We start from the raw sequence: 25,247 nt of genomic DNA, 5'->3' as shown, positions 1-25,247 counted from the left end.
GTGGCAATGAGCCACACAGTGACAGATGCCCAGCGCAAATGGTTGCCCCTGCTGGCGGCGGTCGGTTTCTTTATGCAGGCGCTGGATGGCACCATTCTCAACACTGCCCTGCCCAGCATGGCCGAGACCTTGGGAGAGAGCCCGCTGCAGATGCAATCGGTGATCATCGCCTACATGCTGACGGTGGCGCTGCTGATCCCGGCTTCCGGCTGGCTGGCTGACAGATTCGGCACCCGCCGCATCTATCTGGCTGCCATCTCGCTCTTTACCCTCGGCTCGATCGCCTGCGCCGCCTCCAATTCCCTCTCCATGCTGGTGGCCGCCCGTGTGCTTCAGGGGATTGGCGGTGCGCTGCTGATGCCGGTGGGACGGTTGGCGGTGCTGCGGGTCTATGACAAGCACGAGCTGCTGCGGGTGATGTCGTTTGTCACCATTCCGGGGCTGCTTGGCCCGTTGATGGGGCCGGCGCTTGGTGGCTGGCTGGTGGAAGTGGCGAGCTGGCACTGGGTGTTTCTCATCAACCTGCCGGTGGGGCTGCTCGGCTTTATCGCCAGCTGGCACTTTATGCCGGAGCTGCGGCAGCAGACCGCCCGGTTCGACTGGCAGGGATTTGTGCTGTTCAGCGTCGGCATGGTGCTGGTGTCGGTCGGCTTGCAGGGGCTGGGGGAGCACAGCATCTCCACCGGTTGGGCGCTGTTTGCACTGATCTTCGGCTTGGCGGCGATGGCGAGCTACTGGCTCTATGCCGCCAATGCACCGCAGCCGCTCTTTAGCCTGAACCTGTTCAAGACCGCCACCTTTGCCATCGGCATCTGGGGCAACCTGTTTGCCCGCCTCGGCAGCGGCGCCATGCCGTTCCTCACTCCGCTGTTTCTGCAACTGGGGCTCGGTTTCTCCCCGAGCAAGGCGGGGATGACCATGATCCCCACCGTGATTGGCGCCATGCTGACCAAGACGCTGGTGAACAAGCTTATTCCGAAGGTGGGCTATCGCCGCATCCTGATCGGCAACACCCTGTTGCTTGGGGCGATGATCGCCAGCTTCTACTTTATCGACAACCAGCTCCCCTACGGGGTCTTGCTGGGCTGGCTGGCGATCTTCGGCGCCATCAACTCGCTGCAGTTCTCCGCCATGAACACTCTCACGCTGCAAGATCTCAGCCCGACCCTGGCCAGCAGTGGCAACGGTCTGCTCTCGGTGGTGATGCAGCTCTCCATGAGTTTGGGGGTGGCGATTGCCGCCAGCCTGCTCGGGCTCTTCTCGGCGGGCACCTCAGCGGCCAACGGCCAGTGGCTGGCCGGGTTCCACCTTACCTACCTCTGTGTCGGGCTGCTCTCCATGCTGGCGGCGCTGATCTTCGCCCAGCTGGCGCGCGATGGGGCTACGCCGTCGGGGCGGGCAGATAGCTGACCTCGCAGGGGAGCTGCGCCAACACTTCGGCCAGATGCTCGGTCGCCAGCAGAAAGGTCTGTTCCGGGTGGCCTGGAGTCCAGGTGAAGGCGGTGTGGTTGAGCAGTTGCGGATCCACCAGTAGCGGAATATCGGCGCGGGGCAGGAAGGGGCAGACCGCCCCCGGCAGGCAGCCAATCTCCGCCTGCATCTCTTCGGCGGTGCAGATGGAGGGCTTGGCACCGAGTGCGGCCTTGACCGCCTTGTTGTCGAGCCGTCCGTCCCTGTGGGTCAGCAGCAGGGCGAAGCGGCCATCCTTGAACTTGAGAAACAGGGTCTTGCTGAACTCCGCCTGCCAGCCGAGGCGGGCCTTGACCTTTTCATCGGTGGCGTAGTCGAGAATGGGTTCATGCTCATAGCGCTGGTGGGGCAGTTCAGCCAGCAACTGGCAGTTGAAATGGTGAATGGTATCGAGTGGCATGGGGTTCTCCTGTAGTGGGCGCTATCCTGCCAGCCTCGCAGGGTCAGGCCCAATGACACTTTCTTATCCGTGATAAGCAACTCTGTCCGTGAAAACAACAAGGGCGCCGTGAGGCGCCCTTGTTGATCAGTGATGCTGCAATTCGCACGCTTCCCAGTGAAAGGGAATGGGACACAGCTGCTGGGAGGTCTTGTCATAGGCCTGCCACAGCTCGCCCATGGTGCGGCCATCGACCGGGTGGCGCAGTTTGGGTGCCAGCTCGGCCAGCGGCCATAGCACGAAGGCGTTGGTGAGCACTTCACCGCGCGGCAGCACCAGCGGGGTGTCGCAGACCAGATCGCCATAGAGCAGCAGATCGAGATCCAGGGTGCGCGGGGCGAACTTCTTGGCATCCGGCTCGCGGCCGTGGGCGAACTCCATGGCCCGCAGTCGCTGGCAGACTGTGGTCAGCGGTAGATCGGTCTCGGCAGCCGCCACCAGGTTGTAGAAGGGGCGGCCGTTGAAGCCGACCGCTTCGCTCTCGAATACCCGGGAGACCCGCAGCTCGCCAAATTCGGCGTGCAGGGCATCGAGCCCGGCACGGATATGGCGATCCCGCTCGATGTTGGAACCCAGGCTGATATAGATGGTGGTCATCAGTTGCTGCTCGCGGCCGGCGTGCGATGGCGCAGGATCTCGACACCGACCCCGGCGGCATTGGGCACGGCGCCCGGCTTGGTGAGGGTCACCTTGACCCACTGTACCCGCTCGTCGGCGAGCACCAGCATGGCAACCTGCTCGGCCATGGTTTCGACCAGCTCGACCACCTTGCCGCTGACATGCTCGCAAATCTTGTTGGAGAGGTCGGCATAATCCAGTGCCAGATTGATGTCGTCGGTTGCTGCCGCGGGGCGGTTGTCGAACCCCATCTCGAGGTCAAAACGGAGCTTTTGGCGAATGCCCTTCTCCCACTCATATACACCGATGGTGGTCAAAACTTCGAGTCCGCGAATAAACACCTTGTCCATGACTGTACTTCTTCTTTACTCTTGATGGGCTGTGATGACAGCGCAGGGATGCTGGCCGGGCAACAGGCTTGCCGAGGCGCTCTGGGTGGGCATGGGCCCATGCCAGCGTATGTGGCCCGCATCATACCCCATTCATATCGTGGTAAAAACGACCAAGATGACGGCCCTGACGATTTTGATGATTATTCTGGCCTACCTGGGTGGTTCACTATCCAGTGCTGTGCTGGTCTCCCGCTGCACCGGTCTGCCCGACCCGCGGGATCATGGCTCCCACAATCCGGGGGCAACCAATGTGCTGCGCCTTGGTGGCCGGATGGCGGCGCTGGTGGTGCTGCTGCTCGATGTGCTCAAGGGGACTGTGCCCGTCTATCTCGCCTGGTATCTGCAGATCAAACCCGTCTACCTCGGCTTTATCGGGGTCGCCGCCTGCCTCGGCCATATGTACCCCATCTTCTTTCATTTTCGTGGTGGCAAAGGGGTTGCCACCGCTCTTGGCACCATGATGCCCATCGGCTTCACCATGGGGGGGGCCGTGATTGGCACCTGGCTGCTGGTGCTGCTGGTGAGCGGCTACTCCTCGTTGGCCTCCATCATTACCGTGCTGCTGACGCCGCTCTTTACCTACCTGCTCAAACCCGAATATACCCTGCCAGTCTCCCTACTCTCCTGTCTCATTCTGATCCGCCATCACGAGAACATCTCCCGCCTGCTCAAGGGGGAGGAACCCAGAGTTTGGGGGCGAAAACGCGCGGCCTGTGCCGAGGAAGTGGCAGAAATGGACGATGTTGCGCAAAAAAGAGACGAACGAGACAAAAAGTGAAATTTCCCGTTGACCATCAGCCTTAAAATCCGTTTAATAGCGCCCACGCCCAGATAGCTCAGTCGGTAGAGCAGGGGATTGAAAATCCCCGTGTCGGCGGTTCGATTCCGTCTCTGGGCACCAATTTTGGTGCCATGAAATAAAAAATTTGTTCATGCACAATGGTTTAAAGTGTGCCGGCTTAGCTCAGTAGGTAGAGCAACTGACTTGTAATCAGTAGGTCACCAGTTCGATTCCGGTAGCCGGCACCATTTGCCCAGATAGCTCAGTCGGTAGAGCAGGGGATTGAAAATCCCCGTGTCGGCGGTTCGATTCCGTCTCTGGGCACCAATTACAATTCCTCCTTAGTTCAGTCGGTAGAACGGCGGACTGTTAATCCGTATGTCACTGGTTCAAGTCCAGTAGGAGGAGCCAATTCAAAAAGCCCTTGTCGCAAGACAAGGGCTTTTTTCTATTTGGCGCAGCCATTTTTTAACCATAAAAACAACCACACACGCACAGATGAACCGCAGGATAGATATGGAAAATCATGTAGTTATAGAGTCAAAGGGGCGACTTGCCGCCATTCGGAACTGGATGGAACCCGTGCTGGTGCTGCTTATTCTCGGCAGCCTGTTCGGTTACCTCGGCAGCCAGATGGGCCTCTCTGCCATGGTCAACACCCTGTTCAATACCGCCCACCAGCTGCTGCTCAATACCGTGCTCTTTATCATGGGGATCACAGTGCTCTCCGGTGCCCTGAGCCAGCTGTTGAGCGAGTTCGGGGTGATCCGCCTGCTGGAGGTGCTGCTGGCGCCGCTGATGAAGCCGGTGTTTCGTCTGCCCGGTCGCACCGCGCTGGCGGCGCTGATGACCTTCTTCTCCGACAACCCGGCGGTGATCAGCCTCGCCAAGGACAGCCGCTTTCGCAAAGGCTTCACTCCGTGGCAACTGGTGTCGCTGACCAACTTCGGCACCGCCTTCGGCATGGGGCTGATCGTGGTCACCTTTATGGCCACCCTGCAACTGCCGAGCGGTGAATCCACCGCCAGCGCGGCGCTGATCGGGCTGCTGGGTGCTCTGGTGGGATCGGTGGTCTCTACCCGACTGATGCAGCGGATGATCCGCCCACTGGTGGGGGAAGTGCTGAACGATGACGCTGTACCGTCCGACGGCCGAAAGGTAGGGGTGACCAAAGAGGCTGCTCCCGGCTGGCTGCGGATCCTCAACTCTCTGCTTGATGGTGGCAAGTCCGGTGTGGAGCTGGGGATGGCGGTGATCCCGGGTGTGCTGATCATCAGCACCTTCGTGATGCTGCTCACCTTTGGCCCGGGCGACAAGGGCTATACCGGCGAAGCGTTTCAGGGGGTAGCCCTGCTGCCGGTGCTGGCAGCCAAGGTGAGCTGGCTGTTTGACCTGCTGTTCGGCTTCCAGCAGCCGGAGCTGGTCGCTTTCCCGGCCACCTCGCTTGGTGCCGTTGGTGCCGCCATGTCGCTGGTGCCCCCTTTTATTGCCAAAGGGTGGATCACCGGTAACGAGGTCGCGGTGTTTACCGCCATGGGGATGTGCTGGAGTGGCTTCCTGAGCACCCACACCGCCATGCTCGATGCCCTCGGCTATCGCCACCTCACCTCCCGCGCCATCGTTGCCCACACCATCGGCGGCCTGTGCGCCGGTGTGGCCGCTCACCAGCTCTATCTGCTGCTGGGCTGAGTCGGGTTCAGACACGGAAACAAAAAGAGGCTCTTCGGAGCCTCTTTTGGTTTCCCCCTGCCGCGCCCTGCTCACGGGCGCACCAATCACCCTTGCTGCGTGATGCCCTGCACCTTCAACCAGAATCGCTCCTGACAGTGGTTGTGAAACAGCTTGCTGGCTGGAGTGATGGGGATGGGACTGGCGATGACCCGATAGCTGATCCAGCACTCGGCACAAAGCTGCTGCGATGGCGCTTCGTCCTGTTCGGTTTGCCGGCGGATGACGACCCCATTGGCAAACCAGCTGGTGGTTATCTGGTGCTGGATCACAGTGCCGCTCTCATCATGCTCGCTATAGTGTTCACTCTCTTGGCGTGTGAGGGTGACGGGGCTCGCCTGTCGATGAATGGCCCTGATATAGCTGATTAGTTGATTCATTGCCGATCTTGCCGTGATGGTTGGCCTGCACTGGATGAGCTGTACAGGATGAAGAGGGCTAGCGTAACGTGCTGCCTTGGTTGCGGCAATCGCCTCGGCTGCGCCGCAAGCAAATCTGAAAAGGGGAGAGCAATGGGAATCCCGCAAAACAAGGCCGAGCTGCTACTCGCGATCGATACCAATTTTAGCAAGTTGTTCAAGGCGTTGCAGGCCGTCCCCGAGAGCCGGGTGCGGGAGCCGACCCTGGCAGGGCACAGCAAGGGAACCACCATGAGCGTCGCCAATCTGCTGGCCTACCTTATCGGCTGGAGTGAACTGCTGATCAAGTGGATCGAGCGGGATGCGGCAGGTCTGCCAGTGGATTTTCCCGAAACCGGTTTTAAGTGGAACGAGTTGGGCAGGCTGGCCCAAAAGTTCTATCGGGATTACGAGGGGCTCAGCTATCCGGCGTTGTTGCAGCGGTTGGCTGCCGCCAGAGGGCACATCATCGAACTGGTGGAGGCGCGCAGCGACCAGCAGCTGTATGGCTGCCTCTGGTATGAGAAGTGGACGCTCGGGCGGATGATCCAGTTCAATAGCGCCTCCCCCTATCTCAACGCCAACGGGCGGCTGCGCAAGTGGCTAAAAGAATTGGCGATCAGGGTGTGAAAGGAAGGGGTCGCGGCTCGGGTGGGCGGCAAAACGCTTTGCCACCACATTGCCACTACCGCCCGTGGCGGCAGCTACTGGCCGCCTGACCCCCCCTTTGCGCTCGGCTATCTCCTGCGTGCTGGTTGAATAAATAGATCAGCCATTCAAGGGATTAGCCGGTGCAGTGCGTTTTATCACCGTGCTGGCCCCGCTTATGCACATCTCTTGGCAACACCATCAAGGGTCGTTGTCGCGGAGAGTTATCATGATCAGCAGCCTGCTTCCCCTTGCCTCGATCGCCCTCAAGCTGGGCAGTCAGCTGCTTGGCAGCAGTAGCAAACCCCAGCCCGTGCAGCAAACCGTGCAGGAAGATCGTCTCGCCCCGACCGTCCAGAGTTTGTTCCAGCGACTCGGCATCAATGATGCCAATAGCGAGCAAAATCGCGCTGCCATCAACCACTTTATGGGGGAGCTGATGCAGACTCTGGGGCAGGAGAATGGCGGCCAATCCCTCCCTGCCGCCATCGACAGCGCCCGCAACCAGCTGGCGAGCGGCACCCAGAGCACCCGCCTCGATGCCCTGCAAACTGAGCTCGATACCCTCAAGGATTCCCTCGGTGCCAGCCATCTCAACCTCGATCAGCTGCTCGGTGCCTTTAAACAGACCCTGCCAAATGGCAAGGGAGAGGGGGTTGGCAAGCTGCTAAATGCCAGCGCCTGAACTGCGGTGAGCAATAAAAAACGGCAACCGAGGTTGCCGTTTTGCTTTCTAGTTCGAATGACAAGCAGGTTGGTTTAACCCGTCCGTTTTGCCAGCCAGGTTTCGGCTGCGGTCAGGGCTGCCTCAACCTGCTCGCGGGCGACGCCGCCTTTGGCGACCCGCTTGGCTAGGGTCGCTTCCAGTTCCAGATTGGGGTAGACGTCGAACTCGATCACCGGGCTGAAGCGCTGGAACTCGCCGATGGAGAGCTCCTCCAGCGGGCGGCCCACGCTGATGGCAAAGACCACGGTTTCGCCGACGATATGGTGCGCTTCACGGAATGGAATCCCCTTGGCTACCAGATAGTCCGCCAGCTCGGTAGCGTTGGCGTAGCCGCCCTGCGCCGCCGCCATGGTGCGCTCACCATTCACCTTCAGATCGATCAGCACCAGCGCCGCCATGTCGAGGCAGTCGTGCCAGGTGTCGAGGGCATCGAACAGCCCCTCCTTGTCTTCCTGCATGTCCTTGTTGTAGGCCAGTGGCAGCGCCTTGAGGCTCATCAGCATGCCCATCTGGGCGCCGACCACCCGGCCGGTCTTGCCACGAATAAGCTCCAGCGCATCGGGGTTCTTCTTCTGCGGCATCAGTGAGGAGCCTGAGGTAACCGCGTCGGAGAGCTCGACAAAGCCCGCCTCGCCGGTGTTGTAGAAGATAAGGTCTTCGGCAAAGCGCGACAGGTGGGTCATGGAGAGGGACGCCACGTGCATCAGTTCCACTACGTGATCCCGATCGGAGACCGAATCCAGACTGTTGCGGGTGGCGCCGGCAAAGCCCATGTCGAGCGCCAGCGCTTCGCGGTCGATGGCGTAGGCAGTGCCCGCCAGCGCGCCGCAGCCGAGCGGGCTGGTGTCGAGACGTTTGAGGGCATCCTGCAGGCGGGAGTAGTCCCGCTCCAGCATCTCCACATAGGCCAGCGCCCAGTGAGCGAAGGTGACCGGTTGGGCCCGCTGCAGGTGGGTGTAACCGGGCAGCACCGCGGCCTGATTGGCACGAGCGGAGGCGACCAGCCCCTGTTGCAGGGCGGTGATGGAGCCGAGCAGCAGCTCGCCCTGCGCCTTGCACCAGAGTTTCAAGTCGGTGGCGACCTGATCGTTGCGCGAGCGGCCGGTGTGCAGTTTCTTGCCGAGATCGCCGACGGCGGCGATGAGCTGGCTCTCGACCCAGGAGTGGATATCTTCGGCATCCGAGCTCAGGATCTGCTGGGGATCCTGCTGCACCGAGGCGAGCAGCACCTCCATCGCCTGTTGCAGTTTGCCCTGCTCATCGGCGGTCAATACGCCCACTTTCACCAGCGCTTTGGCCCAGGCCATGGAGCCTTGAATATCCTGCTCCGCCAGCCGGTAATCGAACCGCAGCGAATCGTTGAACTGCTTGAACCGGCTATCGGCTCCCTGACTGAAGCGTCCACCCCAAAGTGCCATACTGCTCTCCTTGAATGCGTTGTCGGCGGCACCCTGGCCACCGAGCTTGAAATCGTGCCCTGTTTTTCTGCGAGTCTGTTATCTCACAGAAGCGGCCGGGGCGCTGCCGCTCTTGTCACACCTGCCGATGATGGCTCAGGGGCCATGCCCTCGGCCTATAGAAGAGGGGGCCATGCCCCCTCAACGGAATCAACGGGTTATCTCGCTTGCTTAGCCGTGGGTATGGTCGCCACCGATGGCCTGATGCTGCTCCTTCATGGCGCGGATCCGGCTGGCCAGGGTGTAGAGACGGATAAAGCCTTCGGCATGGCTCTGGTCATACACTTCGTCGGCGCCGAAGGTGGCGAAGTCTTCGGAGTAGAGGCTGTTCGGCGACTTCTTCTGCACCGCAGTGACCTGACCCTTGTACATCTTCAGCACCACTTCACCGTCGAGATCTTCGGCGATGGCGTTGGCAGAGGCGAGGATCGCCTTGCACAGCGGGGTGAACCAGCGGCCGTCATAGACCAGATGGGAGAACTCGGCACCCAGCTTCTCCCGCCAGGCGCGGGTCGGGCGATCCAGTACCAGCTCTTCCACCGCGCGCAGCGCGGCGACCATCACGGTACCGCCCGGGGTCTCGTAGCAGCCACGGGACTTCATCCCCACCATCCGGTTTTCGGTGATGTCGATGCGGCCCACGCCGTGCTTGCCAGCACGCTCGTTCAGGGTCATCAGGATCTGGTGCGGGCTGAGCGGTTGGTCATCCACTGCCACCACTTCACCCTGCGCCACGGTCAGCTTGACGTACTCCGGCTGATCCGGTGCCTCTTCGGCCGGTACGGTCCATTGCCAGACCGCTTCGGACGGCTCGTTCCAGGTGCTCTCCAGCTCGCCACCCTCGGTGGAGATGTGCCAAGCGTTGGCGTCGCGGCTGTAGATCTTCTTCAGGGTCGCCTTGCAGGGAATGTTGCGGGTCTCCAGATAGGAGAGCAGATCTTCCCGGGAGCGCATGTCCCAGATCCGCCACGGGGCGATGACTTTCAGCTGGGGCGCCAGCGCGGCGACCGCGCCTTCGAAACGCACTTGATCGTTACCCTTGCCGGTGCAACCGTGGGAGATGGCATCGGCCCCTTCCGCCAGCGCGGCCTCGACCATCGCTTTGGCGATCACCGGACGGGCCATGGAGGTACCCAGCAGATAGGTGCCTTCATAGACGGCGCCAGTCTTCAGGGTCGGATAGACGTACTCTTTGACGAACTCTTCGCGCAGATCCTTGATGATGCACTTGGTGGCGCCGGAGGCGATCGCCTTTTGCTCGATCCCTTCCAGATCGTCGCGCTCCTGACCGACGTCGGCCACGAAGGCGATGATTTCGGCGTCATAGTGCTCTTTGAGCCAGGGAATGATGGCCGAGGTATCCAGTCCACCCGAGTAAGCCAGTACGATCTTGTTGATTCCGCTCATGTTACTTCTCTCCGTGATGATTCGATGATGATTCAATAAAAGGGTCGTGATTCAGGTTGAGTGCCGCGTTACTTGCCGCCGAGAAGGGTCAGCAACACGGCGTTCTGGATATGCATCCGGTTTTCGGCCTCGTCCATGATGAGGGAGGCGGGGCCATCCATCACCTGCGAGGTGATCTCCAGCTCCCGGTGCGCCGGTTGGCAGTGCAGCACATGCTGGATGCCGGTGCGGTCGAGCAGGGCCTGGTTGATCTGGTAAGGCATAAAGAGGTCTTTGACCTGCTCCATCGGGGTGTTGTCACCCATGGAGATCCAGGTATCTGTGTAGGCAACGTCGAACCCTTCGATATCCGCCACGTCATCGCTGATGTGGATGGTTGCCCCCGACTTGGCCGCCAGAGCCAGCGCCTGCAGGAAGATCTGGGTATCCGGGCCGTGGCCTTTCGGGCAGATCAGGGTCACGTCGGTGCCGAGGGTCGCCCCCAGCAGCAGCAGAGAGTGGCTGACGTTGTTGCCATCACCGAGGTAGGCAAGCTTCACCTTCGACAGGTCGTCGTAGTGCTCGGCAATGGTCATAAAGTCGGCCAGCCCCTGACAGGGGTGGTAGAGATTGCACAGGCTGTTCACTACCGGCACTGTGCCGTGCTCCGCCAGCTCGACCAGGGTCTGGTGATCGAACACCCGGGCGACGATGGCATCACACCAGCGCGACAGGTTGGCAGCGAAATCCTTCACCGACTCCCGCTTGCCCAGCGCGCCGTTCTGCTGATCCAGATAGACGCTGTGGCCGCCCAGTTTGGCGATGCCGATGTCGAAAGTGACCCGGGTGCGCAGGGAGGGTTTCTCGAACAGGGTGACCACGCTCTTGCCCGCCAGCGCCTGGCTGTACTTCTTCGGGTCGGCCTTGACCGCTTTGCCCAGCGCAATCAGCGCTTCAATCTGGGCTTTGTTCAGATCACTGTCTCTCAGAAGATGTTGCATCGGATGTTCCTTGTTCCGGTGGAGATCAAATGGCCACTTGAGTGCCGACGGCGCCGCCAGCCAGGAGCTTGAGCAGCTGATCCGGGTAACGCCAGCTGGCGACACAGACCGGCTTGCCGAGGGTCTCGGCAGCGTGCAGGGCCGCTTCTACCTTGACCGCCATACCATCGCGGATCACCCCTTTCTCCATCAGATCCAGCGCGGTCAGCTTGTCGAGCTGGGGCACCAGCTTGCCCTTGCCATCCAGGATGCCGCTCACGTCGGAGAGCATCACCAGATCGGCACCGAGCGCCTCGGCAATGGCGGTGGCCGCCTGATCTGCGTTGACGTTCATCAGCTGCCCCTCGGTGGTGATGCCGATGGAGCTCACCACTGGCAGGAAGCCCTGCCCGAGGATGCCTGCTACCAGCGCCGGGTTGCCCGGCTTGCACTCGCCGACCGCGCCGAGATCCGGGTCGAGCTGGGTCACCTGACAGAGGCCGCCGTCGGCGAGGCAGAGCCCAACTGCCGGAATGCCGGTGGCGATTGCCTTGGCCATCATCTGCTTGTTGGCAGTGCCCGCCAGCGCCCCGGCAATAAAGGGGATCTGCTCGAACGGGGTCACCCGCAAGCCGTTCTTTTTGGTAGAGGTGAGACCCAGCCCCTTGAGCAGGTCATCCACCAGACAGCCACCGCCGTGTACCAGCACCAGCGGACGGTGCTGATCGTCGAGAAAGGTTTTGAGGGTGGCGAACAGGGCGGTCAGCGCCTCGTCGTTCTCGATAAGGGCACCGCCCAGCTTGATTACCAACGTCTGTTTGTCCATGTTCGAAATCCTTCCTAAGTCCTTAAATCAGGCCGGTGGCCGGTTCAAAACCAAATTTGATATTTATGCACTGCATGGCTTGCGAGGCGGCGCCCTTGAGCAGGTTGTCGATGGCAGAGACTACCACCAACATGTTGCCCTGCTGTTGCCAGGCAATGTCGCAGTAAGGGGTGTTCGCCACACCGCGAATAGAGGGCATCTGGCCGGTGAGGCGCACCAGCGGCTTGCCTTCGTAAGCCTTGAGGAAGGCCTGATCCACCTGGGTGGGGGTGACGCCGTCCGCCAGCTGCACATAGATGGTGGCCAGGATGCCGCGCACATAGTTGCCTAGGTGGGGCTGGAACAGCACCTCCTTGCCGAGGTGGTGGCTGATCTCCGGCTGGTGTCTGTGATTGAAGGTGCCGTAGGGATTGAGGCTCACTTCGCAGAAGCTGGTGTTGATGGCGGCCTTGCGCCCGGCGCCGGAAACCCCGGAGACGGCGTTGATGATCGGCTGCCACCCCTTGGCAATCAGGCCATCCTGCTGTAGCGGCTTGAGGGCGCACAGCGATGCGGTCGGGTAGCAACCCGGCACCGCAATCAGCTGGGCGCTGGCGATGGCATCGGCGTTCCACTCGGCCAGGCCATAGGCGGCCTGATCCAGCCACTGCTCGCTGTCGTGGGTGAAGCCGTAGAAGCTGTCGTAAAAGCCCTGAGCCTTGACCCGGAAGGCGCCGGAGAGATCGAACACTGGCAGCCCCTTGGCGAGAAACTTGGGCGCCAGCTCGGCGCTCACCTCGTGGGCGGTGGCCAGCAGCACCAGATCGGCCTGGGTCAGGATCCGGGTCATGCCGTCGTCGTCCAGCGGCAGCAGCGGCTGATCGAGGGCACCGACCCACTGGGGATGCAGGGCAGAGAAGCGCTTGTGGGCATCCTGACTGCCGGCGGAGACATAGAGGCCGAACAGTTTGAGTTGTGGATGGTTCTGTACCAGTGCGGCCAGTTCGGCTCCCGCGTAGCCACTGGCACCGACGATAACGGTGTTAAGCATGTTGAATATTCCAAGTCAGAGTTCGAGATTCACAGCATGACGCTGCAGTGCATAAGGGTGTTCGATCGCCCCTTTGCACAAGTGCGGAGGGGCAATTCAGGCGGGTGTGTGTCGTCGGTTATAGATCAGGTGACAGAACATTAACTTTCCCTTACAACTAGAAGCCTTTGTTGATGAGCCAGATATTCAGGTAAAATTACAGAATATTCATGCACTCACTTTGCATTTGTATTTTCTAACAGAAACATTCCGGGGACGCAAGGAGGAGCTGATGGCCAATCTGGATTTTTTTTCACTTTATAAGAATATTATTGCGATTCCCTCTATCAGCAGCACGGATCCCAAGTGGGATCAGAGCAACGAGGCGGTGATCCGGCTGCTGGCTGACTGGTTCGGTCAGCTCGGTTTTCAGTGCGAGGTAACGGCGCTCCCCGATCTGCCGGGCAAGTTCAATCTGGTGGCGACGATCGGTCAGGGGGAGGGCGGTCTGCTGCTGGCGGGTCACACCGATACGGTGCCGTTCGATGAGGGGGGCTGGAGCAAGGACCCCTTCAAGGTGACCGAAGAGGGCAACCGCCTCTATGGCCTCGGCACCATCGATATGAAGGGCTTCTTCGCCTTTATCGTCGAGGCGCTCAAAGAGATTGACCTCACCAAGCTCAACAAGCCGCTGCGTATTCTCGCCACTGCCGACGAAGAGACCACCATGGCGGGGGCCCGCGCCATCGCCGCGGCGGCCGAATTGAAACCCGACTACGCCGTGATTGGCGAGCCGACCGGACTGGTGCCGGTGGTGGCCCACAAGGGGCATATGTCGGAGGCGATCCGCATTACCGGCAAGAGCGGTCACAGCTCGGATCCCGCCAACGGCGTCAACGCCATGGAGATCATGCACAAGGCGATGGGGCAGGTGCTGCGCTTGCAGCAGGATCTGAAAGATCGCTACGCCGACCACCGCTTTGCCGTGCCACAGCCAACCCTGAACCTGGGTTACATTCAGGGGGGCGACAGCCCGAACCGCATCTGTGGCTGTTGCGAGCTGCATATCGACCTGCGACCCACTCCGCAGGTGGGGCCGGATGAGTTGATGGGGATGCTCAAAGAGGCGCTGTCGCCCATCGAGATCCACCAGCCGGGCTGCCTGCATCTGCAGCATCTGCATGAGCCCATTCCCGCCTACGCCTGCGCCGATGACTCTGTGCTGGTGCGCGAAGCAGAGAAGGCGAGCGGTCGCGCCGCCGAGTCGGTCAACTACTGCACCGAGGCGCCGTTTATCCAGCAGCTTGGCTGCGAGACCATAGTGATGGGTCCCGGTCATATCACCCAGGCGCACCAGCCGGATGAGTATCTCGACCTCTCCTTCGTCAAGCCGACCACCTCGGTGTTGCAGCACCTGATCAGACGTTTTTGCCTGTAGCGGCGGCGGTGAAAGGGGCGTAAGAACTGTAAGTAAGTTACATAACAAGCCGGTTGTGGAGTGGTGAGGGAAATACATGTTCTGAATCGGCCTGTTATTTGACCTTGCGCAGACAATCTGGGTAGATTGTCACCCTAAGATGACGGAGCATATGTTGTAATCGCACAACAATAAGTGAGGTCGTCTAGCACCCCGGATGGGTGTCAGGCACCAACAAGATAAGGATGTGGAATGAACGAAAAGTACGCCGCACTACGCGCCAACGTAGGTATGCTGGGTCAGCTGCTGGGTAAATCCATCAAGGATCATCAGGGTCAGGCCTTTCTCGACAAGATCGAAACCATTCGCCAATTGGCCAAGTCCTCCCGCAAGGGCAATGAATCAGACCGGGAACGTCTGCTCGATACCCTGCGCACCCTGAGCGACGACGAGCTGCTGCCGGTGGCTCGCGCCTTCAGCCAGTTCCTCAATCTGGCCAACGTGGCGGAACAGTTCCACACCATCTCCCGTCGCTGTGAAGAGCAGGTCTGCACTCCGGATCCGCTGGAGCAGATGTTCGACAAACTGAAAGCGTCCAACCTGTCGCAAGAGGCCATCATTCAGGCCGTGCGCGAGCTGGATATCGACCTGGTGCTGACCGCTCACCCGACCGAGGTGACCCGCCGCACCCTGATCCACAAGCACGTACAGCTCAACGACTGCCTCGAGGCGCTGGAGCTCTCCGACCTGCTGCCCCGCGAGCGGGACAAGATCCTCAATCGCATCGAACAGCTCATCAATCAGGCGTGGCACACCAACGAGATCCGCGAACAGCGCCCGACTCCGGTCGACGAGGCCAAGTGGGGTTTTGCGGTGGTGGAGAACAGCCTGTGGCCTGCCATCCCAGAATTCATGCGCAATCTGGACGAGCGTTTGCAACACCATCTGGGTGTGCGGCTGCCGCTGGATGCCGCGCCGGTCAAGTTCACCTCCTGGATGGGCGGTGACCGAGACGGCAACCCCTTCGTCACCGCCAAGGTGACTGCCGAAGTGCTGGAGCTGGGCCGCTGGATGGCGGTGAGCCTGTTCTATAAAGACATCAAGGAGCTTACCTCCGAGCTCTCCATGTCCGACTGCACCGACGCCGTGCGTGCTCGCGTTGGCGATCACCCCGAGCCCTACCGTGCGCTGGTGCGCGAGCTGCGTGAAGCGCTGCGCGAAACCAAGGAGCACCTCACCGCCAAGGTGCAGGGCCAGGTGAGCGAGAGCCAGGATCTGGTCAAGACCACCGCTCAGCTGCGCGAGCCGCTGGAGCTCTGCTACCACTCATTGCATGCCTGCGGCATGGGCAACATCGCCGACGGCATGCTGCTGGACGTGCTGCGCAAGGTCGCCTGTTTCGGCATTCATCTGGTCAAGCTCGATATCCGTCAGGATGGCGAGCGTCACGGGCTGGTCTTCTCCGAGCTGACCCGCTATCTGGGTCTGGGTGACTACGCCGAGTGGAGCGAGGATGACAAGCAGGCTTTCCTGCTAAACGAACTGAACTCCCGCCGCCCGCTCATTCCCCACGACTGGGAGCCGAGTGCCGAGGTGCGCGAGACGCTGGATACCTGTCAGGTCATCGCCCAGCACGACCCCGATGCGTTCGGCATCTACATCATCTCCATGGCCGGTGCGCCGTCCGATGTGCTGTCGGTGCAACTGCTACTCAAGGAGGCGGGCTGCAAGTTCCGCATGCCGGTCGCCCCGCTGTTTGAAACCCAGGATGACCTGATGGCAGGCACCGCCGTGATGGAGCGCCTGCTCTCGGTGGACTGGTATCGCGGCTACATTCAGGGCCGTCAGTACGTGATGATCGGTTACTCCGACTCTGCCAAGGATGCGGGCATGATGGCCGCTGGCTGGGCCCAGTACGCCGCCATGGAATCCCTGGTGGGACTTGCCGAAGCCAACAACATCCGCCTCACCCTGTTCCATGGCCGTGGCGGTACCGTCGGTCGTGGCGGTGCCCCTGCCCATCAGGCGATCCTCTCCCAGCCGCCGGGATCCTTGCGCGGCGGTCTGCGTACCACCGAACAGGGGGAGATGATCCGCTTCAAGTTCGGCCTGCCGAAAGTGGCGATCAAGAGTCTGGAGCTCTACACCAGTGCCGTGCTGGAAGGGAACCTGCTGCCGCCGCCCAAGCCGAAAGAGTGCTGGCGCGAGGTGATGGAACAGCTGGCCGCCGACTCCTGCGATCACTACCGCAGTATCGTGCGTGGTCATCCGGACTTCGTCCCTTACTTCCGTGCCGCTACCCCGGAGATGGAGCTCGGCAAGCTGCCGCTCGGCTCCCGTCCTTCCAAGCGCAAGCCCAACGGCGGAGTCGAGAGCCTGCGCGCCATTCCGTGGATCTTCGCCTGGACCCAGAACCGCCTGATGCTGCCGGCCTGGCTCGGCGCCCACAAGGCGCTGCAACAGGCCATCGACGGCGGCAAGCTGGCGGTGCTGGAAGAGATGAGCGCCCAGTGGCCCTTCTTCCGCACTCGCCTCGAGATGCTGGAGATGGTGTTCCTCAAGGCGGACGTCTGGCTCGCTGAGTACTACGACACCCGTCTGGTGCCGCAGGAGCTGTGGGGCCTTGGCAAACAGCTGCGTCAGGAGCTCGCCGAATCCATCGAGGTGGTGCTGAAACTGAGCCCGCGCGGGGATCTGCTGGAGGATCAGCCCTGGATCAAGGAGTCCATCAAGCTGCGCAACCCCTACACAGACCCGCTCAACGTGCTGCAAGCCGAGCTGCTCAACCGCTCCCGCAACCACCCGGAGACCCTGCACCCCGAGCTGGACAAGGCGCTGATGGTCACCATCGCCGGTATTGCCGCAGGTATGCGCAACACCGGTTGATCGCCAGCCCAAGCCAGCAGGCTTCAGTTATATCCATCAAGCCAAAGGGCGCCAGATTGGCGCCCTTGAAGCATTATTACTTCGTTTTCGATGGATGGAACCCAAACTCTCTTTTTATCCTGTTACATAAAGAATCTAAGTCTTGATATATGAATTCCTCATCTATGCCAAGTTTAGAAAGGTTTGATAGCATCTGAAGTTTTTCATCTCGGCCTTTGATATTAATATTTATTAATCTAAAACTGCTTGAGTTATTCATTATTATATCAATGCTGTCATTATCAGAGCCATGAACAGTGAAACATCCTTTTTGAGAAGACACACGTTTGTTAGATTGGTTCGCATTTATTGCAATAGGTTTTTTGGGCATGTTTGAATTTTGTGACTTCAAATTAGGTGGCAAATAATCATCTATGTTCACACGCCCTACATTTTTTGCCCTTAGTTCTGCAGGGCAGTAAACTCTGTTTGTGCCGATAGTAATTTCATTTAATTCATAAGGACTGATGCACCACACTGCACCTAAATGTTCAGATTCTAAGTCTGAAGATAGAGCAAAATACAATGCGACTAAGGCTGATTCAGACCAATCTAACATGCGTGTCGGTAACCCATGATGTTGCATTAATGTGTATATTTCCCACTCATTTAATGACAAACCATCTAAGTAGGATTTATAAGAAACTAGAAATCTATGTTCAAGCGTTGACTCATCATCACGTAGTTTTCTCCATATTATCCCTGGAAGGGGTTTAAATGTATGGTTTGAAACACCACGAAACCATAACGCATTTAAATCACTAAAACTTTCCATTAATTGCACATATTCAGTTAGGCTGGAAATTGTAAACTCACGTTGATTTTTTTTCATAACCAAGAAAACATCCTTAATGAATTTTATGTTCAGTTTGATTGTTTGTAGTTAAGCTGTTCATTGTCATACATCATGATAAATTATGTTTAAAATATCCAGAGGTCTGTTCTTTGGTCGTCATAGTCAGTTGTGGATTTTATTTTTAACAACTCGGTGGAACTATATTTTTTTGGGGAGGAGGTTAGTCGGCTTAGAGTGCCCAGATATGGCTCCAACCCTTTTCTCTCCCCCATGAATACCTCCCCGCACAGCACAGTCATCATCCTTGATAAAGCTGACGATCCTCTGGGGGCCGGTGTGACCCTTGTTGTCGCCCGAGAGACCAATGCGCAGCGCTTCGATCTCATCGTCCGGAGGCGGTTGGGGTGGGGTTAGTTGCATATGGGTTCCTGCGGTATGGGTTGTGGCGGCGTCAAAGGGTTAAAGCAATACCCGTTTGGACTCTGTTTGGTCAAGTCTTCTGGTCGCTCGCCACCAAGCGTGCATGGCATGGCGGCCAGTCAATGGCCCTTGCAACTTCCATCCCCCCCTTGCATCACCCCAGAGTGAGGCGCAGACTGTTTGGCCTTGTTTTTATGCGATTCGATTCAAGGCAACCATCATGACTCCTGCCATCAACCTGCTGAAGAAGCTCAAAATCCCCCACAAGCTCTACCCCTACGAGTGCGAAGCCCACGACGATTTCGGCAAGCATGCCGCGACCCAGCTCGGGTTGCCGGAGGCGCAGGTGTTCAAGACCCTGGTCGCCCATCACGACAAGCAGGCGGTGGTGGCCATCGTTCCCTCATCCGGTATGTGCAGTCTGAAGCAGCTGGCCAAGGCGACCGGTCTCAAGAAGGTGGAGATGATGAAACCGGCGGAAGCGGAGAAGCTGACCGGCTATAAGGTCGGCGGCATCAGCCCGCTGGCCCAGAAGAAATTGCTGCCCACCGTGCTCGACGAGTCGGCGCTGCAGTTTGACGAGATCCTGGTGAGCGGCGGCAAGCGCGGCCTCTCGGTCGGTGTGGCGCCGCAGGATATGCTGACGCTGATGAAGTGGATCGCCGCACCTATCGGCGAAGAGTAGTGCCGGGCACGGCGTGAACCTGCTCCCCGGGCCTGTGGCGGCCCGGATGTATCCTTGTTGGCTCACTCTTGGCTGATATAGTGGAGATGGAATAATTGCCGCCAAGGATATGGCCCATGCGCGCATCTGCCCGCTCCCTGCTCTTTATCGCGTTGCTGCTGCCTGCCACCGGCGGTGCGGCTCCTGCCTTTACGCTGCGTACCTGCTTTGAAAACAGTGACTCCTCCCCCTGGCTGCTGCAATCGGGGGAGGGGGTTGTGCAATATCACCTCAAGGCGGTTGCTACCGCCCTCAATGCCGAGATCGTACTGACGCCGCTACCGTGGAAGCGCTGCCTCTCTCGGGTGAGCAGTGGCCAGATGGATGCGGCCATCAAGATGAGCTACAGCGTCGAGCGGGCGACCACAGTGGGGGTCTATCCCATGCGTGAGGGCAAACCCGACCCTACCAAGCGGCTGCTGACCGAGAGTTACAGTCTCTACCAGCTCAAGGGGGGTAAGAGCCAGTGGGATGGCACCACCCTCAGGGTCAAGGGCATGGTGGCGGCCCAGTCGGGATTTTCCATCGTTGAGTTGTTGCTGGCGGCGGGGGCCGAGGTGGACGACTCCAGTCGTGACCCGCTGATCATGTTGAAAAAGCTGGTGATGGATCGGGCGCAGGCGACCGCCATCCAGACCGAGGTGGCTGACAGCATTCTGGCGGCCCATCCCGAGCTGCAGGCCCGTATCGAGCGGCTCTCGCCGGTGCTGGTGGAAAAGCCCTACTATCTGGTCTTCTCTCACCGCTTCTATCAGGCCCATCCCCGACAAAGCCGGCAGGTGTGGGATGCTATCGAGCATGTGCGCGACTCTGCTGCCTATCAGCGTTATGCCACATCGCTCAGAAGCACACCTCCGGTGGGTGAGTAGGCTGATGGACGCGACTGGCCGAAAAGGGGAGGAGAGCGTGGGGTGGTGGCAGGGCCGAGCGGCCACGCTCAGGGGCTACACTGAAAGAACCCCTTCAGCCAAGGCGTGGTTTATGTCACCCCTGCATCTGCTGGCTGCCGCTCTGCTCTGCGTGTTGTCGCTGACCGGACAGGCGGCCACCCGGTTTACCTTCATCAGCCCGGAGAGCGAGCGGGATCCGCGTACCACCTATGATCGGGAGCTGCTGCGGCTCGCCCTCGACAAGACCCGCGACCAGTTTGGCGATTATCTTCTGGAGCCTGCGCCGCCCATGACCAAGGCGCGCGAGCGGCTCAGCATGCAGCTCGACAGCTATCCCAACCTCTTTGTAATGGACAGCTACAGCAGTACCCGCGAGGATCTGGGGCTCGTCTATGTCCGTTTTCCCATCCATCTGGGGATCGTCAGCTACCGCATCTGTTTTGTCAGCCCGCAGCAAAAGGCGGCGGTGAGCAAAGTGACCGGCCTCAAGGGGCTGCGCCAGTTCACCTTCGGTCAGGGCAAGGGGTGGCTGGATGTGGATATCCTGCGTTACGCCGGGATGGAGGTGGTGGAAGTGGAGGGGTACGAGAAGCTGTTCAAAATGGTGGCGCGGGGCCGCTTCGATCTCTTCTGCCGCGGGGTGAGCGAGCTGCGCAGCGAGCAGCTTACCCACAAGGAGATGACGGACCTGCTGGTGGATGATGCCTTGTTGATCTACTACCCGCTGCCCCGGGTTTTCTACACCAATCCCAACAATCGCGAGGCGATGCAGCGGGTCGAGCGGGGGTTGCAGCTGGCGTGGCAGGATGGCTCGCTACAGGCGCTGTGGCGCAAGAGCTTTGGCCCGGCCATCGCCTTTGCCAAGCTCTCCCAGCGCCGACTGCTGCGACTGGATAACCCCTTCCTCGACGGGATCAGCTTCGATTTTCGCCCCTACTTCTACAATCCGCAGACCGATCGCTTCGGCGATTATTGAGGTGCCTGCCGCTGGCGGCAGAGGGCCAGCCAGGCCTCGGCGGTGCGCGACAGATAGCGCTCGCTCGGCCAGATCACCCCGAGTCGCCAGCTTAGTTCTGGTTCCAGCGGCCGCAGCACCAGACCATCCGGGGTCAGCCGGTTGCAGACCGGCTCCGGCAAGAAGGCGACCCCCATGCCGCTGCGTACCATGGCGGTGAGAAAATCCCACTGGCTGCTGCGCGCCGCCACCTGCGGCACAAAGCCCGCCTCCTGACACGCCTGCTCCAGTCGCTCGCTCAGGGTAAACGCCTGGGTATAGAGCAGGAAGGGCTCCTCCTGCAGGGACTCCAGCCGCAGCGGCGCATCGCCATGCCAGCGGGGTTGATCAGGCAGCACCACTCGGATCGGGTATTGATCCAGCTCCAGCGAGCTGAGGGCGCCCCCCTCTTTGGTCGGCAGCATGGTGATGGCGAGATCTAGCTCTCCCTCCAGCACCGCCTGTTCGATGCGGCGGCCGCCGTACTCCACCAGGGTCAGCTCCACCTTGGGATAGCGGCTGCGGTAGGCGCGGATCAGATCCGCATAGACGTGACCCACCATGGGGGGAATGCCGAGGGTGAGGCGACCGTGTTGCAGGCTCTGCAGATCCGCCAGTTCGGCCTCCAGCTGCTGCATCTCCGCCAAGATGGTCTGGGCACGGTTGAACAGCACCTGGCCGCTGTCGGTCAGGGTGAAGCGGCGCCCTTCCCGGTTGAGCAGGGGCTGGCCCAGCTCCTCTTCGATATTGCGGATCATCTTGCTGATGGTGGGCTGGGTGACGAACAGCTTTTCAGAGGCGCGGGTGAAGCTTTTTTCCCGCACCAGTTCGACAAAATAGCGCAGGGCGCGAATATCCATGGACTCTCTCGACTCGTGTTGGCGGGTACGGGATGAAGTATGCCTATGCGGCATGAATTCGATAATTTTAATTCATTTCTGGCAGGTTTTGCTCAACTCTATACTGTGAGCCGGTTCACAGAAAGACGATGATCATGAAAGCCCTCTGCTTGCGCTGGTTACAGACTCCCTTCCAGATTGTGTTGCTGGCAGCCATCTGGCTGCTAGCCGATACCGCGGTGCGTACCCTCCATCTGCCGCTGCCCGCCAACCTCACCGGCATGCTGTTGCTGCTGGCCTGCATCCTGCTCGGGGTGGTTAAGGCCGAGTGGTTCAGCGCGGGTGCTCGCTGGCTGCTGGCCGAGATGCTGCTCTTCTTCGTCCCCGCCGTAGTCGCGGTGGTCAACTATCAGGATCTGCTGTTGCAGGAGGGGTGGCGCATCATGGTGGTGCTGCTGGTGAGCACCACGCTGGTGCTCGGCACCACGGCGCTGGTGGTGGACCGGGTCTACCGCCTCGAACTGAAACTGGCCCGTCGGAGTCGCCGTCATGTCTGATACCCTGCTTGGGCTGATCTGTTTCGCCCTCACCCTGCTCTTCTACTACGCCAGCAAATGGCTCTACGGCAAAAAACGCATTCTGCCGCTGATGCCGCTGCTGCTGGCGCCGACCCTGCTGGTGGCCGTGGTGCTGCTGTTCCACATCCCCTATCAGGATTACATGGCGGAATCCCACTGGCTGCTCTGGCTGCTGGGCCCCGCCACCGTCGCCTTCGCGGTGCCGGTCTACGAGAACCGCCAGCTCATTCGTCGCCACTGGCTGTCGTTGTCGGTAGGAGTGGTTGCTTCCGTCATTATGGCGGTGGGGAGTACCGTGCTGCTGGCTCGCTGGCTGGATCTCTCCGACATGTTGCAACGCAGTCTGGCGATGCGATCCATCACTACGCCGTTTGCGGTGGAGGCGACCCGCGCCATCGGCGGTCAGAGCGATCTCACTGCGCTGTTTGTGGTGCTGACCGGAGTGATCGGCATGGCAGTGGGGGAGAGCGTGCTCACCGTGCTGGCCATTCGCAGCCGCCTCGGCAAAGGGGCGGGGTTTGGCGCCTCGGCCCACGGCGCCGGCACTGCCAGGGCTTATCAGATGGGTAACGAAGAGGGGGTAGTCTCCAGCATGGTGATGATGATCGCCGGTATGGTGACCGTGCTGCTGGCGCCCCTGCTGGGCCGGATGTTCTGGTAGGCCGGACTTCCCTTTAGAAGGCTGCTTGTCCCGGCGCTACACTCTAGTGAGCCTGTATTTCCGGGATGAGCAGTATGACCTTTCATCGCCTCGCTTCCTGCTTGCTGCTGTGCAGTCTTTCCCTCCTTGCCACTCCCCTACGGGCGAGCGACGTCATCACTCATATCAGCCCCGAGAGCGATCGGGACTTGCGTACCCTCTATTTTCGCGATCTGTTGCAGCTGGCGCTGGAGAAGACCCGCGACAGCTTCGGTGACTACGAGCTGCGGACCGCGCCGCCGATGAACCGTATCCGGATGCGACATATTGTGCAGACTCAGCAATACCCCAATCTGTTTGTGGCCGACAGTCTGCGCCCGGCCGCAGAGAGCGGAGCGCTGGATTACGTCCGTTTTCCGGTGGAGCTGGGCATCCTCGGTTATCGCATCTGCTTTGTCAGTCCGCAGCAGGCCGACGCAGTGGCAAGGGTCAATACCCTGACCGAACTGCAGCAATTTCTGCACGGGCAGGGGCGTGGCTGGCAGGATGCGGAGATCCTGCGTCATGGGGGATTCAAGGTGCAGGAGATCGACGGTTACGAGCGGCTGTTCAAGCTGGTGGCTCGCGGTCGCATCGATCTCTTCTGCCGCGGTGCCAACGAGCTCTTTGTCGAGCAGGAGCAGCACAGTGATCTGTCCGGCCTCACCGTGGATCGGCGAGTGGCGCTGCACTATCCCTTCCTCCACCTCTTCTACACCCACAAGAATAATCAGGCCGCCATCCGCCGCCTATCGGTCGGCCTCAAGCTGGCGTGGCGGGATGGCTCGCTGCAACAGCTCTGGCTGCGCCACTTCAAACCTTCCCTCGAGCAGGCGCAGCTCCCCAGACGCCTGTTGTTCGAGTTGGCCAATCCGCGCCTTGATAAGGTGGACTTTGACTATCGGGCCTACCACTACAACCCCGTCGACGGGACGTTCGGGCCCGGGCTGCCTTGATCCTGATGGTGCTGTTAGCGGATAAAGGGCCGTATCTGCCGATGTGCTAAATCATGCCAAAAAGGCATGTTTTTTATTATTTAAATTCATTTTTTGAAGGTTGGTGCGCTGCATATACTGGGGGTCGCTTCACGGTTCAGGTTTGCTCCTGCTCGCTTCTGGCTTGTGCGAGTGAGCCTGAATCGTCCTGCTGCGGCGTCTTGATGTTCTGCATGAAGGCGTCCATCACTGGGCCGGGATCGATCCCGGCAGGTATTACAGCTGACGGAGCCTTGTTATGTTTAATCCCCACTCTTGCGCCCTGATTGTCGAAGGGGGCGCGATGCGCGGCATCTTTGCCAGCGGCGTGCTCGATGCGTTTGTCGAAAGTCACCACTACCCGTTCGATTTCGTCATGGGCGTCTCGGCCGGTGCCACCAATCTGGTCTCTTATCTGAGCGAGCAGCCGCGCCGCAGTCACCACATCATCACCGAGCTGGCTTGCAGCTCCCGGTTTCTCGATCCCCTGCGCTTTGTCAAAGGGGGCGATCTGGTGGACATCGGCTGGCTGTGGCAAGCCAGTCGCCATCGCTTCCCGCTCGATCTCGACACCTTCTGCGCCCGCGACATTCCCTTCTACGCGGTGGCGACCGATGTGGCGAGCGGCAAGGCCATCTATCTGCCGGTGCGGCCCGACAACATGGATGAGGTGCTGACCGCCACCTGCGCCCTGCCGGTGGTGCAGCACGATACCCCCTGTGTCGATGGTCGCCCCATGGCCGATGGCGGCATCAGCGACTCCATTCCGGTGATCGAGGCCTATCGGCGCGGGGCGCGGCGGATGACGGTGGTGCTCTCGGAACCCTGGGGCTATCGCAAGAAGCCGGCCCGTTTCTGCTGGATGGTCAAAGCCTTGCTGAAAACCCAGCCGGCGCTGGCGCAAGCCATGCTGGAGCGGGATCTCGCCTACAACCGGGCACTCGATTTCATTGCCAATCCTCCTGCCGATTGCGAGATCGAGGTGATCGCGCCACCAACCGATTTCATGGTCTCCCGTTTTACCCAGGATCCGGTCAAGCTGGAGTCCGGTTATCTGCAGGGCTACTGGCAGGGGCGCCAGAGCCTGCTGCGGGCCCGTGGAGAGGCGCGAGCGGTGGCCTGACTGGTTTGCCGGGTGCTGAATATAGAAAG

At 60.2% G+C, this 25,247-nt stretch carries 25 protein-coding genes and 4 tRNA genes; 18 read left to right on the top strand and 11 right to left on the bottom strand.

What is annotated here, in order from left to right; translation table 11 throughout:
• Positions 1-6: 6 nt before the first annotated feature.
• Positions 7-1,410, top strand: a complete 1,404-nt coding sequence (gene mdtD / locus VF684_RS04515) for a multidrug transporter subunit MdtD (protein WP_139440250.1) — start codon at positions 7-9, stop codon at positions 1,408-1,410.
• On the opposite strand, the gene VF684_RS04510 is transcribed toward mdtD, so the two are convergent.
• From VF684_RS04510 to folB, 3 genes are all read right to left on the bottom strand, one after another.
• Positions 1,382-1,870, bottom strand: coding sequence for a YbaK/EbsC family protein (locus tag VF684_RS04510; protein ID WP_005336108.1), 489 nt, complete (start codon positions 1,868-1,870; stop codon positions 1,382-1,384). The genes mdtD and VF684_RS04510 overlap by 29 nt on opposite strands.
• Positions 1,871-1,996: 126 nt before the next feature.
• Positions 1,997-2,506 carry a 2-amino-4-hydroxy-6-hydroxymethyldihydropteridine diphosphokinase gene (gene folK, locus VF684_RS04505; RefSeq protein WP_139440248.1) on the bottom strand — a complete coding sequence of 170 codons (510 nt, stop codon included), beginning with the start codon at positions 2,504-2,506 and terminating at the stop codon, positions 1,997-1,999.
• Positions 2,506-2,877 (bottom strand): dihydroneopterin aldolase, encoded by a 372-nt coding sequence (gene folB, locus VF684_RS04500; RefSeq protein ID WP_005355064.1) that lies wholly within the window; start codon positions 2,875-2,877, stop codon positions 2,506-2,508. Before folB ends, folK begins: the two co-directional genes overlap by 1 nt.
• 157 nt (positions 2,878-3,034) lie before the next feature.
• Between folB and plsY the strand changes: the two genes are divergently transcribed.
• The 6 genes from plsY to VF684_RS04470 all read left to right on the top strand — a co-directional run bounded on the left by plsY (position 3,035) and on the right by VF684_RS04470 (position 5,389).
• Complete coding sequence (gene plsY, locus VF684_RS04495; RefSeq protein WP_031227839.1) at positions 3,035-3,697, top strand: glycerol-3-phosphate 1-O-acyltransferase PlsY; 663 nt, start codon at positions 3,035-3,037, stop codon at positions 3,695-3,697.
• Between the two features lie 47 nt (positions 3,698-3,744).
• Positions 3,745-3,820 (top strand) — tRNA-Phe (locus VF684_RS04490).
• 52 nt (positions 3,821-3,872) lie between these two features.
• A tRNA-Thr gene (locus tag VF684_RS04485) sits at positions 3,873-3,948 on the top strand.
• 3 nt (positions 3,949-3,951) lie between these two features.
• Positions 3,952-4,027 (top strand) — tRNA-Phe (locus VF684_RS04480).
• A gap of 8 nt (positions 4,028-4,035) precedes the next feature.
• A tRNA-Asn gene (locus tag VF684_RS04475) sits at positions 4,036-4,111 on the top strand.
• Positions 4,112-4,216: 105 nt separating this feature from the next.
• The gene (locus VF684_RS04470) at positions 4,217-5,389 is read left to right on the top strand and encodes a CD0519/CD1768 family membrane protein (protein ID WP_139440247.1); all 1,173 of its coding nucleotides are present in this window, start codon (positions 4,217-4,219) and stop codon (positions 5,387-5,389) included.
• A gap of 86 nt (positions 5,390-5,475) precedes the next feature.
• On the opposite strand, the gene VF684_RS04465 is transcribed toward VF684_RS04470, so the two are convergent.
• Positions 5,476-5,808 (bottom strand): nucleotidyltransferase family protein, encoded by a 333-nt coding sequence (locus tag VF684_RS04465; RefSeq protein WP_139440245.1) that lies wholly within the window; start codon positions 5,806-5,808, stop codon positions 5,476-5,478.
• A 132-nt stretch (positions 5,809-5,940) separates the two neighbouring features.
• Here VF684_RS04465 and VF684_RS04460 point away from each other — a divergent pair, with 132 nt between their 5' ends.
• Both VF684_RS04460 and VF684_RS04455 read left to right on the top strand, forming a co-directional pair.
• On the top strand, positions 5,941-6,456 hold the full coding sequence (locus tag VF684_RS04460) for a ClbS/DfsB family four-helix bundle protein (RefSeq protein ID WP_139440244.1): 516 nt from the start codon (positions 5,941-5,943) through the stop codon (positions 6,454-6,456).
• A gap of 247 nt (positions 6,457-6,703) precedes the next feature.
• Positions 6,704-7,159 (top strand): hypothetical protein, encoded by a 456-nt coding sequence (locus VF684_RS04455; RefSeq protein WP_139440242.1) that lies wholly within the window; start codon positions 6,704-6,706, stop codon positions 7,157-7,159.
• Positions 7,160-7,233: 74 nt separating this feature from the next.
• Here VF684_RS04455 and argH read toward each other — a convergent pair whose 3' ends face one another.
• From argH to argC, 5 genes are all read right to left on the bottom strand, one after another.
• A complete protein-coding gene (gene argH, locus VF684_RS04450) occupies positions 7,234-8,619 on the bottom strand; it encodes an argininosuccinate lyase (protein WP_139440241.1) in 1,386 nt (461 codons plus the stop codon).
• 210 nt (positions 8,620-8,829) lie between these two features.
• Positions 8,830-10,065, bottom strand: a complete 1,236-nt coding sequence (locus VF684_RS04445) for an argininosuccinate synthase (protein ID WP_139440239.1) — start codon at positions 10,063-10,065, stop codon at positions 8,830-8,832.
• A gap of 68 nt (positions 10,066-10,133) precedes the next feature.
• Positions 10,134-11,045: an ornithine carbamoyltransferase gene (locus VF684_RS04440; protein WP_440173831.1), complete on the bottom strand. Its 912-nt coding sequence runs from the start codon at positions 11,043-11,045 to the stop codon at positions 10,134-10,136.
• 25 nt (positions 11,046-11,070) lie between these two features.
• Entirely contained in the window at positions 11,071-11,850 is a 780-nt protein-coding gene (argB, locus tag VF684_RS04435) for an acetylglutamate kinase (protein WP_139731108.1), read from the bottom strand.
• Positions 11,851-11,872: 22 nt separating this feature from the next.
• Positions 11,873-12,880, bottom strand: coding sequence for an N-acetyl-gamma-glutamyl-phosphate reductase (gene argC / locus VF684_RS04430; protein WP_139440234.1), 1,008 nt, complete (start codon positions 12,878-12,880; stop codon positions 11,873-11,875).
• Positions 12,881-13,151: 271 nt separating this feature from the next.
• Here argC and argE point away from each other — a divergent pair, with 271 nt between their 5' ends.
• Entirely contained in the window at positions 13,152-14,297 is a 1,146-nt protein-coding gene (argE, locus tag VF684_RS04425; RefSeq protein WP_139440231.1) for an acetylornithine deacetylase, read from the top strand.
• A gap of 231 nt (positions 14,298-14,528) precedes the next feature.
• Positions 14,529-17,162, top strand: coding sequence for a phosphoenolpyruvate carboxylase (gene ppc, locus VF684_RS04420; RefSeq protein WP_040068980.1), 2,634 nt, complete (start codon positions 14,529-14,531; stop codon positions 17,160-17,162).
• Between the two features lie 76 nt (positions 17,163-17,238).
• On the opposite strand, the gene VF684_RS04415 is transcribed toward ppc, so the two are convergent.
• Positions 17,239-18,033, bottom strand: coding sequence for an FRG domain-containing protein (locus tag VF684_RS04415; RefSeq protein ID WP_128834846.1), 795 nt, complete (start codon positions 18,031-18,033; stop codon positions 17,239-17,241).
• Between the two features lie 604 nt (positions 18,034-18,637).
• Here VF684_RS04415 and ybaK point away from each other — a divergent pair.
• The 3 genes from ybaK to VF684_RS04400 all read left to right on the top strand — a co-directional run bounded on the left by ybaK (position 18,638) and on the right by VF684_RS04400 (position 21,007).
• Positions 18,638-19,102: a Cys-tRNA(Pro) deacylase gene (ybaK, locus tag VF684_RS04410; protein ID WP_005336092.1), complete on the top strand. Its 465-nt coding sequence runs from the start codon at positions 18,638-18,640 to the stop codon at positions 19,100-19,102.
• A gap of 116 nt (positions 19,103-19,218) precedes the next feature.
• Positions 19,219-20,010: a substrate-binding periplasmic protein gene (locus VF684_RS04405; protein ID WP_139440229.1), complete on the top strand. Its 792-nt coding sequence runs from the start codon at positions 19,219-19,221 to the stop codon at positions 20,008-20,010.
• 112 nt (positions 20,011-20,122) lie between these two features.
• Positions 20,123-21,007, top strand: coding sequence for a transporter substrate-binding domain-containing protein (locus tag VF684_RS04400; RefSeq protein WP_139440227.1), 885 nt, complete (start codon positions 20,123-20,125; stop codon positions 21,005-21,007).
• Here the strand turns inward: VF684_RS04400 and VF684_RS04395 are convergent.
• Entirely contained in the window at positions 21,001-21,885 is an 885-nt protein-coding gene (locus tag VF684_RS04395) for a LysR family transcriptional regulator (RefSeq protein ID WP_139440225.1), read from the bottom strand. The genes VF684_RS04400 and VF684_RS04395 overlap by 7 nt on opposite strands.
• Before the next feature lie 134 nt (positions 21,886-22,019).
• Here VF684_RS04395 and VF684_RS04390 point away from each other — a divergent pair, with 134 nt between their 5' ends.
• From VF684_RS04390 to VF684_RS04375, 4 genes are all read left to right on the top strand, one after another.
• On the top strand, positions 22,020-22,421 hold the full coding sequence (locus VF684_RS04390) for a CidA/LrgA family protein (RefSeq protein WP_040069042.1): 402 nt from the start codon (positions 22,020-22,022) through the stop codon (positions 22,419-22,421).
• Positions 22,414-23,103: an LrgB family protein gene (locus VF684_RS04385; protein ID WP_005341581.1), complete on the top strand. Its 690-nt coding sequence runs from the start codon at positions 22,414-22,416 to the stop codon at positions 23,101-23,103. Before VF684_RS04390 ends, VF684_RS04385 begins: the two co-directional genes overlap by 8 nt.
• 74 nt (positions 23,104-23,177) lie before the next feature.
• Entirely contained in the window at positions 23,178-24,077 is a 900-nt protein-coding gene (locus VF684_RS04380) for a hypothetical protein (protein ID WP_139731106.1), read from the top strand.
• A 277-nt stretch (positions 24,078-24,354) separates the two neighbouring features.
• Positions 24,355-25,218 carry a patatin-like phospholipase family protein gene (locus tag VF684_RS04375; protein WP_201998037.1) on the top strand — a complete coding sequence of 288 codons (864 nt, stop codon included), beginning with the start codon at positions 24,355-24,357 and terminating at the stop codon, positions 25,216-25,218.
• Positions 25,219-25,247: the final 29 nt, after the last annotated feature.

Origin of the sequence: Aeromonas sp. Lyrl_2, assembly GCF_051948815.1 — a bacterium.
In the GTDB taxonomy this organism is placed as follows: domain Bacteria; phylum Pseudomonadota; class Gammaproteobacteria; order Enterobacterales; family Aeromonadaceae; genus Aeromonas; species Aeromonas veronii.
Note: the sequence above shows the minus strand (reverse complement) of the source record. Positions and strands in the feature narration are given on the sequence as shown.